The organism is Psychrobacter halodurans, from assembly GCF_017498075.1.
Lineage (GTDB): Bacteria > Pseudomonadota > Gammaproteobacteria > Pseudomonadales > Moraxellaceae > Psychrobacter > Psychrobacter celer.
Genome location: NZ_JAGBKN010000026.1, coordinates 1 through 14,560 on the forward strand (window position 1 = coordinate 1; position 14,560 = coordinate 14,560).

The following is a 14,560-nucleotide window of genomic DNA, read 5'->3' on the forward strand; positions in this document are numbered from 1 at the left end:
GGCACTGGCGGCGGCTATTTTTCAGACAATACGCAGTGAAATTTTCGAAGCCTAGTCATTCTAGGATAGACAATTTCGCCATGTATTGGCAAAAAAGAGCCCCGCCCCGAAGGGCTGATGCTAAAATCACCCCAAACGGTGTTGTAAACCTAGCTAAGGCCTCGACATTATCGTCGGTTTACGCCTAGTTTGGTGCGATTTTATCTATCAGCAGTCCTAATATTTGAATGTTCAACACGCCCTAGTCAATTGAAAATAAAACTGTTATATAAACTTAAACGCGCTACTGGTATAAATTTTACTTGCGTGCTGCGCTCCCAGAGGCTGCGCAACCTACGTTTAAAAACAGCATCCCAGTAGCGCTATGTTCTTTGTAGAGTGTATCGACTATAGTAAAAAGGCTGTAAGATAGCTATCTTACAGCCTTCGCGCTAACGCCAAAACGCTTGACGTACAGCCCAAATCTCAGATTATCACTGTGTCGTCGATTTATTTTTAAAATGAGGACACGTCCTATACTTACTTACTGACTCTATGCCATTCATACTTTTTAAAAATTCTGTCGGTTGGTGTATTGGCCAGATGGTTGGTATAGTTACTCATGACTTTTTGCGCCGCTGCCAGCACCACTTCTAAAATCTGACGTTTGGTAAAGCCTGCGTCCAAAAATGCCTGTACGGCGTCATCATCCACAAGACCACGATCGCGCACGACCGACAATGTAAAGTCGCGTAATGCTTCTAGCTTTTTGGTCGGTAGTGGCGTCTCGTTCCGCAGAGCATCCGTGATTGCATCATCGACTTTCATGCTTTTGGCAATGGCGGTATGAGCAGGAACGCAGTAATGACACTCGTGCTCGACGTTGATGGTTTGCCAAACGACGGTGATTTCTTCAGCATCAAAACTGCTGTCTAAAAATAGCTGATGCAGGCGTTGGTAGCCTTCTAGCAGTCCAGGCGCTTCCGCCATCACCGCGTGGATATTTGGTGCTTTTCCTAAGGCTTTAATAGAAGCTTCAAGTAATGGCTTGCTTTTTTCTGGAGCAGAGTTGATGTCGTGTAGGATAAAGTCAGTCATGTAAAGTCCTTATGGTGCTTTTTTATTAACGGGGGGATGACGTCGCGGTGGCCAAAAAACACTGGGCGAGAGTAGGTCTCAGCGCTCATGAATAAGCATCTAAATACGTCATTGCTATGGCTTTGTCGGCGTGCCATAGTTATTTGAGCAAACGCTCAAATTTATCGATAATCTCTGTTTAGGCAACGCGACGGTAGGTACTATAGATGATTTTGAGCAATCATTCAAATATATTTTGAATGATTGCTCAATTCGTTTGTTCTCTTTGCGAAGTTAAGGTGTATCTTTTTTAAAAGCGAGATAAATGTAGGTATATTTCAGTAAATTATATGCCTGAATAGGCTTGATAGGCGCGGTGACAGCAGGACTGGGTTTAGGGCTGGGTTCAGGGCTGGGTTTTTCGCTTAGATAGATTGGACTTAAACGGCATAACCAATAATCCCCATAGTGAGGCATTTTGCTTGGCTGATGGATACTCTTTTAGCCCAATATCGAGCTCGTTATCAGACTTATGCGCTTGACCCTTATAACTACCAAAAATCCAATCCCACCAAATGACGCTAAAACCATAGTTTGAATTGGTCTCACTGCCACGTTGGCTATGATGAATACGGTGCAAGATCTGCGTCATCAGTACGAGGCGTGCAGGTTTTTCAATGGCAGGTGGCAGACGAATATTGGCATGATTAAACATTGCCAAGCCATTTAGCGCAATCTCAAATATCAGCACTGCAATGGCAGGAACGCCCAATAAGCTGACGGCAACGAGCTTCACTAAAATGCTTAAGACAATCTCAATGGGATGAAACCTTAAGCCTGTGCTAGCGTCGATATGCGCATCAGCATGATGGACTTTATGCAAACGCCAAAGAATAGGTACGCGATGGAATAATCGGTGCTGCCAGTAAATAATAATGTCGAGCAATATTAAGCTTAATACGATGACTAGGAAGCTTGGCAAATCAATTATATTGAATAGACCAATTCCATGCTGCTGATTATAAAGTGCCACAGCCGTTAGACCCACAGGCACTGCTAGGCGAGCAATAACAGATGACGCAAACACCAAACCAAAGTTAGCAAACCAGCGTTTACGGTTTTTGATGGGCGCGGTGCGGGCAGGCATGCGCCATTCAATCAGCATCATAATCACTAAAATGCTCAAAAAGAATCCAAGCCGCCACCATACTTCGTTAGTCATTGCTTACCTCTTGAGGGTTTAAACCAGCTGAGCTGCTAACATTCGCCTCTAGCTGTTTAAGGGTATGATAACCACCATAAATACGGGTAAAAATCGTAATCGCGCAGGCCGTTGCAAAGATGCTAGCGAGTAATACAAAGTGCTGCGGCCAGATGCAAAAAGCGATAAACAGCGCGATGGTTTCGGTGCCTTCCGTCAAGCCGTTTAAATAATAAAAGCTTTTATATTTGAACTGTGGTCTATCCAGTTTAAACTTTTCTGCGGCAATCGCAAAGGCTAAAAAGCTAGAGCCTGTGCCGATAAATACGGCGAGTAACAATGCACCTGCAATGGCGTTTTGTTCAGGATTGGCCAAGATAAACCCAAGCGGAACTGCTGCATAAAAGAGAAAATCAAGCGTAATATCTAAGTAACCGCCTGCGCTTGAGCTTTGATTGGCATGACGAGCAAGCGCGCCATCAAGACCATCAAAAATGCGATTCAATGCAATGGCTGCCAGTGCGCCATACCACAGCTCAAACGCCAGCAGTGGTAACGCTAATATGCCGATTAAAAAGCCTGCTAACGTGAGTTGGTCAGCTGTAATACCGCGTTTATGCAATACAACGACCACAGGGGTGAGCATTGGCTTAATCATGGGCGTGAGAAATTTGTCTAGCATGTGCGTGCCTTTTGTATGGTAAATTCTAAATAAAATCGATACGCTAATATCTGCATGCTACTGGAATGAAGTACCGGTTTTAAAGTGAATCAGCGATATTTTGTTTTGATGTCTAAGTTTCGAATCTAAAAGCATAGGCCTAAAGTTATAGGTCTAAATGAATCACTTTACCCTTTGCAGCCTCGGCATCGCTATGGTCATGCGTGACCATGATAGCGGGGAGTTTATGGGTGCGGATTTGCTCAAATACCAATTGGCGCGTATCTACTCGTAGCTGGGTATCGAGCTTACTAAACGGCTCGTCTAGCAGTATCGCTTTTGGCTCGCTCAATAGCGTTCTAAGTAGCGCCACTCGTGCTTGTTGCCCGCCCGATAAATTATCAGGATGACGATCTCCCATGCCTGCTAAACCTACTTGTGCCAGCGCCTGTTCTATTTTTTCACGGCGCTGTTTTTTATTGCTGTTTTTATTGGCTTTAGGCATCGCAAAAGCAATGTTGCCCGCTACCGATAAATGTGAGAACAGTAGGGCATCTTGATACAGTACCCCAATATGGCGCAGGTGCGTCGGCAGATGGCTTACATTTTTATCATTTAACCAGACCTCACCAGTAGCGGTAAAACCATTTGGCAAAGTACCTGTTAGCCAATTTAACAAGCTTGATTTACCACTGCCAGAGGGTCCCATGACGGTCAGTATCTCACCACCAACAATCTGCTCATCTAGGCTAAGTAATAGCTCGCCTTGTCGATATAACTGTAAGTCTTTTATCTGTAACGATGATTGCATCAAGAACCCTTTTTTGCGTTTTTAACGATTGAATTTTAACGTCTGGATTAATATCTGGACTTCTAACGACCACCACTTTTAAAAAAATACTTCGGCAATACCCACGCCAATATAAAGCCAATTAACGGTAGCGCCATTTGGATGATGGCGTATACCGCACTGGTGCGCCTACTGGCACCATTGGCGAGGGTCACCGCTTCGGTGGTAATGGTGGCGATACGTCCGCCGCCTGCGAGTAGCGTCGGCAAGTATTGACCAAAGCTAATGGCTAAACCAAGGGCAATAGCAATCAAAATCGGCGCAAACAGCTGAGGCAATTTCACCTGAAAAAATACTTTGGCAGGAGTTGCACCAAGGCTCGCGGCTACATGAGCAAAACGCGGGTCTAGACGCCTGTAACTACTGGCAAGCGATAAAAACACATAAGGCAGCACAAAGAGCAGATGGGTAAACGCCACATTAAAAAACGCCGTTTGGTTATTCACCAGTTGCTGTAACCAAACTAAACCAAATAAAAAGGCAATACTGGGCACTAACAACGGCAGATAAATAATAAAACTGGTCAATGTTGAAAGTGGTTTTTGACTTAATTGCTCAGCTTCTAGACATAATAAAGTCAGCACAATGGCAAATACGGTGCTTACGATACCGATAGCAAGAGTATTAAATAATGGCGTACCCATTTGCGTAAAGGCGCTTTGAAAATGTAACAACACAAGCTGCTCTGGCAATGCAGCTGGGAAACGCCAAAAACCAGCCACTGACCACAACACCAGTCCAATGAGCGCCAGCAAAATAAAGCCAATCACTACAGTGGTAAGGGCAGCGGTGATTTTTTGCCATAGTGCATCAGCATAGTGGCGCTTGCCATTTATCAATGTGCCATTAAAGCAAGCTTTTTCGCTACCAAGCCACAAGGCGATTAAGCCGCCCGTCAACGCCAGCTGTAATAACGCGCCTGCCGAGGCTTTTATACGTAGGTTTAAATCCACATCGTTAAACCATTGCATGATAGTAACCGCCAGCGTCGGCGGCGTGTTTGGACCGAGTATCAATGGCATCTCGACACTGGCACTGGCATAGGCCAGCACGGCTAAGATAGGCAAACGCAGCAAAGGATAAAGAACAGGAAGGACGGCTTTAAAAAAGGCAGTGATGGGATAATAGCCGAGATTTAGCGCAACTTTATATTGTTGACGCAGCTTTTTACCCAGCTCTGGTTGTGCCAAAGCGCCTAATGCCATGAGTAATAAAAACGGCAGCTCTTTTAAGGTTAAACCCAAAATGATGCTGATGCCATAGGGGTCATGTGGAAACATACCGCCTGGCGCCAACTCCCAGCCACTTAGCCACGGTGAAATGAGGCGCGAAAACATACCAGAAGGCGCAATTAAAAAACCAACCGCGATGGCTGCCGCTGCATGAGGAATGACCAAGATTGGACTCAGTAAACGCTCAATACAGGTCAACCAAATGCTATTAAAAAAAGCCGCCAATATCATTAAGGTCATGACAAAAGCGAGTAGCGTGCTGATTAATCCAGTAGCGATGCTAAGCGCTACCATTTGTCTAAGACCCGGCGTCTGCCAAAGATCATGAAAGCCTTGTAGGCTAACGGTCGTTTTTTCAAGTGCAGGTACCCAGCTAAAGGCAGGTAACAGCACGCTGAGTAAACCACCGAGTACCGGTAATATCAACAGTAGCAGTAAAAATTTCGGACTCAAGGATACAACGCCCGTAAAGATGCGCGTAGATAAGTCTGTCTGGTAAGGCGCTTTCGTTTTCGTATTTGTATCAGCCGTTTTATTATTAGAATCGTTACTCATGGGCTGACCCCATAACGCGCCTGCCAGCCTTGCATAATGGCATCAACCCAGCTCGGATGTGGTTCATTCACGGTACGTTTTATTGCGTTAACCGGTAGAGCGCTCGGATGGGTTTTGTTAGTCTTGAATAGCGCTTGTTGCTTAGGGTCGAGCGTCGATTGGACGAGTACGGTTTTATCACCCCATACAGCAGGCGTTTGCTTTTTGGCCTGCGCTTCTGGACTCATCAAAAAGTTTGCCACCAGCTGCGCGGCTTGCGGATGACTGGCATTATAAGGAATCGCCACAAAATGAGTGTTACTCAAGCTGCCATCGCTCATGGCATAGCTACGAATGCTCTGGGGTAAATCATAACGCTGCACCGCCGCTGGCACTTCTGGCGCAGAAAAAGTAAAGGCTAAGCTCAGCTCAGTATCATCGACCAAGCGCCGCATATGCGCGCCCGTCTGTACAAATTGCTCACCCTTACGCCAAAGAGTAGGATGCAAATCATCGAGAAACGTCCATAGCGGGTCTAACACTAACTCTGTATTTTGCTCAGTGGCTGGCAGGTTGAGCTGTGCTTTGGTGTTTTCACCTGTGCTCGCATCGTGCTGTTCGTGCAGCATGACTAATGCATATTTCAAAAAGCTCATGCCTAAAAAGTCAGGTGGCTTTGGGTAGCTGAAACGCCCGGGGTTTTGCGCCGTCCAATTGACCAGCTCATTTAAAGTGGTTGGTGGCTTGTCAGTTGATAAGCTGTCGTAATAAAAGGTCAGCGAGGCCTGCCCCCATGGTGCTTCCATGCCATTGGTTGGCAAACCAAAATCAAAGTTAACGGCAGGATTATTCTCGGGATCGGTCAAGGCAAAGTTAGGCAGTTTGTTTGCCCATTGTTTCAGCAATAATGAGTTCTCACTCATGGTGGCAAAGTTTGCGCCATTTATCCAGATGAGGTCAACGCTGCCTTTATCATTATTATCGGCTGATTTTTCCGCGAGTACACGGCTGACAGCTTCACTGGTATCGCTCAATTTGACATGGACTAGGTTGATATTATATTTATCATCGACTTGCTTGGCGGCCCACTGTAGATAGGCATTTATTTGCGGGTCACCGCCCCATGCATAGAAGTAAACGTCTTGGTTTTTACCTTGGGATTCTATCTGCTGCCAATACGAGGATACTTCATTACTTACGGCAGTAGTAGAGGAGGCTGTGTTGGCAGAGATGCTTGAAGAAATAACTGCATAAACGCTAAGCACTATAGCATAGGCGCTATAGCGACTTAAGTTTTTTAATATTGCCAAGGCTGATAAAGATTTAATAACGTACATTTATGTTCTCGTTATAACCTGTATTAAATGTCATTCAGTTATAGGTTCTGAAGTGTGCTGTTGGTGCAAATTTTCTTCGCTTGCTGTGTGACTTCATCACTCCAGAGGCTTCAAAAAATTTATCCCAACAGCATTGAGTTTCACTGGAAAGCTAATCACCCTCGACGCCATGTATGATATTTCTCAAGTAAGTTTAATACCGTTTCAGGCGCATGATTGCGCTTCCATTCACCAGCCGCATATTTATTACCCTCCGCCCATGTCGGGTACATATGAATGGTGCCGAGTATTTTATTCAGACCTAAACCGTGCTTCATAGCCAGTATAAATTCCGGCATGATATCTCCAGCATGCTCAGCGACGATGGTCACGCCGAGTATTTTATCTTTGCCTTTAGGCGTAATCACTTTGATAAAGCCATCGTTGGCGCTCTCCGTCACCGCCCGATCTAAGTCTTTAAAGTCGTAGCGGGTAATCTCAAAGTCGATACCTTTTTCAATAGCTTCTTGCTCATTTAAGCCCACGCGTGCGACTTCTGGATCAATAAAAGTCGTCCACGGAATCACGCGATAATCTACTTTAAACTTCTTTAGATGTCCAAACAAACCATTTACCGCTGCGTACCATGCTTGATGGGAGGCCACATGAGTAAATTGATAAGGGCCGACGACATCACCAGCCGCGTAAATATTGGGGTAGAGGGTTTCTAGATAGTCATCGGTCTCGATGGTACGCTCAGTTTCTATTCCCAAAGCCTCAAGACCATAACCCTCTAAGCGCGCCCGACGCCCAACCGCGCAAATTAACTCGTCATATTCAATATCAATTTCTGCCTCATTGTTTTTCACCACAATATATTTTTTGTCGTCCTGTATCTCACAGCGTATCGCTTGATGCGAGGTTAAGACGTTTACGCCACTCTCAGTGAGTGCTTTTTGCGCAAATTCTGAGACTTCCACGTCTTCTTTTTTCATCAGACGCGCACCTCTCTCAATCTGGGTCACATTGGAGCCTAAGCGTGCAAAAGCTTGCGCCAGCTCAGAGCCGATTGGCCCGCCGCCAAGGACGACCAACTTTTTTGGTGCGTCATCAAGCTCAGTAAACTTGTTCCATATGGTGTCGCTGGTCACATAGCCAGTTTCTTCCAAACCTGGCAAGTCTGGTACAAATGGACGCGCGCCAGTCGCGATAACGATGGAGCGTGCGGTTAGTCGCTGCGTGCCGCCATCGTTTAGCGCAATCTCTACCGTCCATGGGTCGATAAATTTAGCGTAGCCTTTTAACACTTCGACGCCCAAGTCCGTATAGCGCTCGACGCTGTCGTTTGGCGCGATATCAGCGATGACTTGATGGATACGGCTCATGACGTTTTTGAATGAGAACTCTGGTGGCGTATTATCCAAACCATAACGCTCAGCATGGCGCATTTGTTCGGCGACTTTCGCGCTTTTAATCAGGGCTTTACTCGGTACACAGCCATAGTTTAAACAGTCGCCGCCCATCTCACCTGCTTCGATTAATGTCACTTTTGCTCGGACGGTCGCCGCGATATAGCTGGTGACCAGTCCGCCAGCACCAGCGCCAATCACAATCATATTACGGTCGAATTTTTTAGGTTTGTTGTAGTTTTTGTAGACGCGGCGTTTTTTTAGCATATTTAATAGCCCTTTTGCGATGAGTGGGAAGAAACCTAACAACGCAAATGAGACAATTAAATGAAACGATAAAATCCCTGACAAACTATCAATTTGCGCCAGTTGCGTACCGGCATTAACGAATACAAAAGTACCTGCAAGCATACCAATCTGGCTAACCCAGTAGAATGTCCTCGCTTTAATCGCGGTGACGCCCATGAGTAAATTAATCAAAAAGAACGGAAATATCGGTACTAAGCGCAAGGTAAATAAATAAAACCCGCCTTCTTTTTCCACGCCAGCGTCAATGGCTGCTAAGCGCTCAGGAAAGCGCTGCTTAATCGTATCACGCAGCAGATAACGTGAAGCCAAAAACGCTAAGGTTGCGCCAATGCTGGAGGCAAAAGAGACAATGAGTAACCCTTGCCATAAGCCAAATAAAGCCCCAGCTGCTAAGGTCAAAATAGCTGCACCAGGTAAGGATAAGGCGGTGACGACGACATAAAGTAAAAAGAACCCACCGATAACAAGTAGCGGCGATTGCGCTTTGTAGTCATTAAATTGCGCCATCGACCCTTTTAAGCCATCAAGCGTCAATAATTGATTTAGATCAAAATAAAAAAAGCTTGCCGCTAATATTATGATAAGCAGTATCAGTACTATTTTTTTCATCATGACGTATCCAGTAAGATAGTAGAGCAATGGCAGCTACCTATGGCTGGTAAATACGTATTTGGCACATGTTGATTTACAGTAGCGTGATAGGCTTGATTAATAGTATTGTACTGGTTATTGAGCGATTGCTCAAATTTAAATGTATCAAATTATTTTTTATGTGCTCTACCTATTTTGAAGTGGATTAACTATATACTGATAAAAAATTGATGGTGGGAATGCCCTGCATAAGCTCGCGAGACTGGTACCAGTTTTTCTTGCGTGCTGTACCTACGCCGACAAAAGCGGCAAAAAATTTATCCCAGTCTCGCTGTATCCTTTTTATATTGACCTAACTATCGCACTTAATAGGGCACTGGTGATGGCACTGGGCCAGCTAGATCGCTTGTGGTGCATCAGGCTGCTGCATCGGTTCGGCATCTATAAAGGCTTTTAATGTGCGGCAGTGAGCATCAATGGCGACGATGGTTGGATAGGGCGTGAGGTCCACCTCAAACCGGCGCGCAGACGACACCTGTGGTATCAAATAGCAATCTGCAAAGGTTGGCGTGTCACCGTAACAAAACTTACCGCGAGTATGGTCAGCTGCCAAGCGTTTTTCTAAAGCGGCAAAGCCTTCGCTGATCCAGCGGTTGCACCACGTTATGACCTGCGCTTCATCTACAGACAGCTCGTGGCGTAAGTATTGTAAAATACGGCGGTTATTAATAGGGTGTATGTCGCAGCCAATCATCGCACTCAGCGCTCGTACTTGCATACGGCCAGCGGCGTCGCTGGGCAATAAAGGCGGCACAGGATAGACCTCTTCTAGCCACTCTAATATGGCAGGGCTTTGATAGAGTAATACATCATCAGCTTGTAAAACAGGCACCAATCCTTGTGGGTTTAGGGTTTTGAAAGTCTCAGCGAGTTGCTCGTCTTGGGCCAGATTGACTGCCAGATAATCGTACTCTAGACCTTTTAGATTCATTGCGATACGCGTACGGTAAGATGTGCCGCTACGAAAATAACCGTAAAGTTTCATCATGGTATCTTCCTTTTATTATGTTATGTTGTGAGTCAAACGCCCCGTTGCCACCATAGCTTGTCCCGTCATTATCGTTGCATAAGATATGCATGCTCTCCAACTGCACATGCATACAATCAGGCGTAAGTGTTATAAAATTGTACTTCTCATTCCACGGCCTAAGCCTACACAAAGTAGCCTTTTAGCGAGTTCATTATGCCAGCAGCCAAAAGCCCTATAGACAGCGCGACGACCACTCAAAAAAATGGCGTCCAGTCTTTGGAGACAGGGTTGTCCGTCTTAGATATCCTTATCGAGCGCCGCGAGCCTATGATGTTAAAAGACATTGCTCAAGCGCTGCAAATGCATCCTGCCAAGTGTCATCGCTATTTGGTCAGTCTCATTCGAAAAGACTATGCACAGCAATTGGCAGACGGGCGTTACGGACTTGGGCACAGAGTCGACGCGCTAAGCCACCGCGCCCACCGTCCAAACAACCTTCTAGAGCGCCTGACGCTTATCGCCCATGATATCAAAGACACCTTGCACTGCGGGGTACAGATTGCCAAATGGTTTACCGAAGGGCCTATTATTATCCAGTCGGTCGAGCCTGATAGCGCCATCAGTATCATCACGCGTGTGGGCTCACGGATGCCGCTTAGCACATCGGCGACAGGGCAGCTGTTTGCCAGCTATCAGTCAGACGCGGTTATTTGGCCATTGTTGACGGCAGAATGGCGTGATCATGAGACCTGTGATGACATGGCAAAAAAACGTCAGATGTTTAGCAAACGATGCGCCAATATCCGTACCCAAGGCTATGCCATGGTGACAGGCGATATGCTCAAAGGTATCAACGCCATTAGTATGCCTGCTTTGATATCATCACAGGCAAGTCATATAGACGACCACAGTACCGCGAAACACGCACCTATCGGCTTAGAGTATGCCATCACGGTCATCGGGACCAATGAGCAACTGCCTGTACATAAGCAACATGATTTGGTCGCGCAGATACGGTCAATTGCGCAGCGTTATGATGTGATGTAACGGTATTTTTTTAACGTTGTTTTTCCTTAACACTATTTTTCGATACTCAAGTCCTGCACCGACTATTTATTCGCCCATAGGGAGCTGTTGCTTTACTTCTTCTAACTCTTCGTTGTGCAAAAACTGCGTATGGACGGGTGCGCGTTTGGTACGTGACCACTCATCGAGCATCTCTTGCTTCATCGCTTCGGTAATCATCGATACTTTTTCTTCTGACGTGACATCGTCATAGGTCAGCTCCAAGCGGTGGCCGTTTGGATCAAAGAAATAAATCGAGTGAAAGATACCGTGATTGGTCACACCGACCACCTCGATACCATTGTCTTCTAAATGCGTTTTTGCCAGCATCAGGGCATCGCGATCTTTTACCTTCAGCGCCAAATGCTGCACCCAGCTTGGCGTATTGGGGTCAAAGCCCATTTCAGGCTGATTTGGTACTTCAAAAAATGCCAAGACATTGCCGTGTCCTGCGTCCAAAAACACATGCATATAAGGGTCGAAGGCCTTGGTTGAGGGTACATGATCTTCGGCAAATGCCAAGATAAAATCCATGTTTAGATGTTTTTTGTACCATTCGACAGTTTCTTTGGCATCCTTGCAGCGATAAGCCACGTGATGGATTTTTTCAATTGTAAAGCTCATATCAATATCCTTTTGATAAGGCGTGACCTGCGTCATACTGCCAGTATGGTTCGAGCAACGGTCTGATCAGATCGGACGTATGCTCTACTAAGGTTCTGGCAGCGTGATGAACTGTTTAGCATTGCACGCCCATGTGATAGCCAGTATCAGTGGTCAAAATCAAAGCTCAGGGCAGGCAAGACTTTACCGCGTACTTCGCCAAAACCGACTCGAACGCCGTCTTTTTCGCTATAGCCTTTCATAATGACGGTATCACCATCTTCGATAAAGCTGCGCGTCTCACCGCCGGCCAGCGTCACAGGCTTGGTCGCGTTCCAAGCGATCTCGAGCATCGAACCATAAGCGTCAGGTGTCGGCCCCGAGATCGTCCCCGAGCCCATCATATCGCCGACTTCTACCTTACAGCCGGTGATGGTGTGGTGCGTCAACTGCTGCGCCATCGACCAATACATATACTTAAAGTTTGTCTCACAAACGACAGTAGCGCTCTCGGCATTTTCGGGCAGCAGCTCGACCGATAGATTGATATCAAAGCTGGTATCAGTGGCGGTCTCGTTTAGATACGCCAGCGGTTTTGGCTCTTGGGTAGGACATGAGGTCTTAAAGGGGGCGAGCGCCTCCATGGTGACAATCCAAGGCGAGACCTCAGAAGCAAAGGTTTTGGCATTGAATGGGCCTAAAGGCACGTATTCCCATTTTTGGATATCGCGCGCTGACCAGTCATTGAGCAACACCATGCCAAAAATATGCTCAAATGCTTCATCGACGGCGATAGGTTGACCAAGCTGGTTGCCTTTGCCAACGACAAACGCAGTCTCTAGCTCAAAATCTAAGCGCTTACAAGGTGAGAAGATAGGGCGCTCATCCGCATTTGGTTTTAGCTGCCCAGAGGGACGCACGATATCGGTGCCACTGACGACGACCGTGCTGGCGCGGCCATTGTAACCGACTGGCATCTCTGTCCAGTTGGGTAGCAGCGCGTTGTTTGGATCACGAAACATCGTACCGACGTTGGTTGCGTGCTCTTTAGACGAGTAAAAGTCGGTAAAGCCCGGCACGTGAACGGGCAGATGCATGGTGACATCCGCTTGCTTAAACAGCGCCTTTTTTTGTAGCTCGGTGTCGTCACGTAGGGTACTGTCTGCGTCAGATAGTAGCGTTTGAATTGTCGCACGCGCCTTTTGCCAATTATCTCGGCCTGAGTCAATAAAAGCGTTTAGGGTTGGCTGGTTAAAATATGGCCCGCCTGCTAAATCTAAAAGACCTGCTGACTCAAGCACAGACAAATCCAGTACGTATTCACCGACTGCCACGCCAGCACGGCGATTGTCTGCCTTTGCTTGGGTCTTGGTATCGCTAAAAATACCATAAGGCAGATTGTGAATAGAAAAATCAGAGTCGGCGGCAACCTCGATGAACGAAGTCAAGTTTTTGTCAATCGTTGACATAAGATGCTCCTTGCTAAAAAAATAAAGGATAAAGTTAGGTGATAAAAAGTGAGTGAATAAGAAATATAAGGTTTATTACGCAATACGTAATTTATTACTGATAGTATAATTTATGTCTTATGCTAAGTTATCATCAGAGGTATTGCAAGGGTTTTATGCCCATCATCGCTTACTTTTAGGGGCACTATTAGCCATGCAGATCGGTGAAGTGCTGCGCAAAATACGTTTGCAAAAACTGCTTAAAGGCAACCGTTGCAGGCGCTAGCGCTCGTGATGAGCGTTGATAGATAAAAAACCGCCTTGTCTTGACTGGATGAGCAAGTGGCCGCATCTGTAAGCCATTGGCGCTGACCCAGTCGATCACCTCTGGCATATAGGGTAGGCACAACGTGATACCAAACCCTTGACGCGTCATCTCCAGCGCTGTCGACATAAAATTGACCTTGTAGCGCGCTTGCTGAATATGGGCGGCGACCGCTTCATCAAGCTCGGTGGTGACTTGCTCAATAAATGGCCCTTGCAAGGTAATGAGCGGCGTCTCTAGCAAGTCTTGCCAGACGATCTCACTTTTTTGTGCCAACACATGCTGCTCTGGCATCACCACACAAAACGGCAATTCGTACAGTAAGTCGGTGCTGATGTCATCATCCATCTCCATAAATCCAAGCTCGGTACCGACGCCTAAGTCTACTTCGATATTTTGGATGTGCTGTAGGACATTCTCGGCCGAGCAATCTAATAACGACACGCTGATATCAGGATAGGTTTGGGAAAACTGAGCGATGACAGCAGGCATAGAGGAGGCTGCAAACTGCGACACCGCCAGTCTGACTTGGCCTTGCGCCAAGCTGGTCAAACTACTGGCTTCGTTTTCAAAAAGATGCATCTCATTTAGTACCCGCCGCGCTTGTGGCAGCAGATGGCGACCTACAGCGGACAACGACAGCTGGCGGGTGGTGCGGTCAAACAACACGATACCGAGGCTGGATTCTAATTCTTTGATCAAACCACTCACGGCAGATTGGGTCAGATGCATCTGGTCGCTGGCACGGGTAAAGCTGCCATTGTCAGCGACACTGATAAAAGCGGTCAATTGGCGAATACTGATATTCATAAGTAAACCTGATAAATAAATCATAAAAAACAATTAGTCTTATAAATAAAGCTAATCTAATATAAATGCATCGTCAATAAGCATTATTGATATAGACAAATTTTTACGCTGATTTAAGGT

At 46.2% G+C, this 14,560-nt stretch carries 12 protein-coding genes; 1 reads left to right on the top strand and 11 read right to left on the bottom strand.

Annotated elements, in window-relative coordinates; translation table 11 throughout:
- Positions 1-519: 519 nt before the first annotated feature.
- From J3491_RS10190 to maiA, 8 genes are all read right to left on the bottom strand, one after another.
- Positions 520-1,077 carry a carboxymuconolactone decarboxylase family protein gene (locus tag J3491_RS10190; RefSeq protein WP_207970124.1) on the bottom strand — a complete coding sequence of 186 codons (558 nt, stop codon included), beginning with the start codon at positions 1,075-1,077 and terminating at the stop codon, positions 520-522.
- A gap of 385 nt (positions 1,078-1,462) precedes the next feature.
- Complete coding sequence (locus J3491_RS10195) at positions 1,463-2,278, bottom strand: sterol desaturase family protein (protein WP_207970125.1); 816 nt, start codon at positions 2,276-2,278, stop codon at positions 1,463-1,465.
- Positions 2,271-2,939, bottom strand: a complete 669-nt coding sequence (locus J3491_RS10200; RefSeq protein ID WP_207970126.1) for a CDP-alcohol phosphatidyltransferase family protein — start codon at positions 2,937-2,939, stop codon at positions 2,271-2,273. Before J3491_RS10200 ends, J3491_RS10195 begins: the two co-directional genes overlap by 8 nt.
- Before the next feature lie 145 nt (positions 2,940-3,084).
- On the bottom strand, positions 3,085-3,729 hold the full coding sequence (locus J3491_RS10205; protein WP_207970127.1) for an ATP-binding cassette domain-containing protein: 645 nt from the start codon (positions 3,727-3,729) through the stop codon (positions 3,085-3,087).
- A 62-nt stretch (positions 3,730-3,791) separates the two neighbouring features.
- Positions 3,792-5,555, bottom strand: coding sequence for an ABC transporter permease (locus tag J3491_RS10210; protein WP_207970128.1), 1,764 nt, complete (start codon positions 5,553-5,555; stop codon positions 3,792-3,794).
- Positions 5,552-6,871: an ABC transporter substrate-binding protein gene (locus J3491_RS10215; RefSeq protein ID WP_207970129.1), complete on the bottom strand. Its 1,320-nt coding sequence runs from the start codon at positions 6,869-6,871 to the stop codon at positions 5,552-5,554. Before J3491_RS10215 ends, J3491_RS10210 begins: the two co-directional genes overlap by 4 nt.
- Positions 6,872-7,026: 155 nt before the next feature.
- A complete protein-coding gene (locus J3491_RS10220; RefSeq protein WP_207970130.1) occupies positions 7,027-9,180 on the bottom strand; it encodes an FAD-dependent oxidoreductase in 2,154 nt (717 codons plus the stop codon).
- 376 nt (positions 9,181-9,556) lie between these two features.
- Positions 9,557-10,204 carry a maleylacetoacetate isomerase gene (gene maiA / locus J3491_RS10225; RefSeq protein WP_207970143.1) on the bottom strand — a complete coding sequence of 216 codons (648 nt, stop codon included), beginning with the start codon at positions 10,202-10,204 and terminating at the stop codon, positions 9,557-9,559.
- A 198-nt stretch (positions 10,205-10,402) separates the two neighbouring features.
- Here maiA and J3491_RS10230 point away from each other — a divergent pair, with 198 nt between their 5' ends.
- Positions 10,403-11,236 carry an IclR family transcriptional regulator gene (locus J3491_RS10230; RefSeq protein WP_207970131.1) on the top strand — a complete coding sequence of 278 codons (834 nt, stop codon included), beginning with the start codon at positions 10,403-10,405 and terminating at the stop codon, positions 11,234-11,236.
- A 66-nt stretch (positions 11,237-11,302) separates the two neighbouring features.
- Here the strand turns inward: J3491_RS10230 and J3491_RS10235 are convergent, their stop codons facing one another.
- The 3 genes from J3491_RS10235 to J3491_RS10245 form a co-directional block, all read right to left on the bottom strand.
- On the bottom strand, positions 11,303-11,878 hold the full coding sequence (locus tag J3491_RS10235; protein WP_105245880.1) for a VOC family protein: 576 nt from the start codon (positions 11,876-11,878) through the stop codon (positions 11,303-11,305).
- Between the two features lie 146 nt (positions 11,879-12,024).
- Positions 12,025-13,326, bottom strand: coding sequence for a fumarylacetoacetase (fahA, locus tag J3491_RS10240; protein WP_243456335.1), 1,302 nt, complete (start codon positions 13,324-13,326; stop codon positions 12,025-12,027).
- 187 nt (positions 13,327-13,513) lie between these two features.
- The gene (locus J3491_RS10245; protein ID WP_207970132.1) at positions 13,514-14,440 is read right to left on the bottom strand and encodes a LysR family transcriptional regulator; all 927 of its coding nucleotides are present in this window, start codon (positions 14,438-14,440) and stop codon (positions 13,514-13,516) included.
- Positions 14,441-14,560: the final 120 nt, after the last annotated feature.

Coding starts and splice junctions, on each gene's coding strand:
- J3491_RS10245 (WP_207970132.1), bottom strand. CDS start 14,440: ATGAATATCAGTATTCGCCAATTGACCGCTTTTATCAGTGTCGCTGAC.
- J3491_RS10220 (WP_207970130.1), bottom strand. CDS start 9,180: ATGATGAAAAAAATAGTACTGATACTGCTTATCATAATATTAGCGGCA.
- J3491_RS10230 (WP_207970131.1), top strand. CDS start 10,403: ATGCCAGCAGCCAAAAGCCCTATAGACAGCGCGACGACCACTCAAAAA.
- J3491_RS10200 (WP_207970126.1), bottom strand. CDS start 2,939: ATGCTAGACAAATTTCTCACGCCCATGATTAAGCCAATGCTCACCCCT.
- J3491_RS10205 (WP_207970127.1), bottom strand. CDS start 3,729: ATGCAATCATCGTTACAGATAAAAGACTTACAGTTATATCGACAAGGC.
- J3491_RS10195 (WP_207970125.1), bottom strand. CDS start 2,278: ATGACTAACGAAGTATGGTGGCGGCTTGGATTCTTTTTGAGCATTTTA.
- J3491_RS10235 (WP_105245880.1), bottom strand. CDS start 11,878: ATGAGCTTTACAATTGAAAAAATCCATCACGTGGCTTATCGCTGCAAG.
- J3491_RS10210 (WP_207970128.1), bottom strand. CDS start 5,555: ATGAGTAACGATTCTAATAATAAAACGGCTGATACAAATACGAAAACG.
- J3491_RS10190 (WP_207970124.1), bottom strand. CDS start 1,077: ATGACTGACTTTATCCTACACGACATCAACTCTGCTCCAGAAAAAAGC.
- maiA (WP_207970143.1), bottom strand. CDS start 10,204: ATGAAACTTTACGGTTATTTTCGTAGCGGCACATCTTACCGTACGCGT.
- fahA (WP_243456335.1), bottom strand. CDS start 13,326: ATGTCAACGATTGACAAAAACTTGACTTCGTTCATCGAGGTTGCCGCC.
- J3491_RS10215 (WP_207970129.1), bottom strand. CDS start 6,871: ATGTACGTTATTAAATCTTTATCAGCCTTGGCAATATTAAAAAACTTA.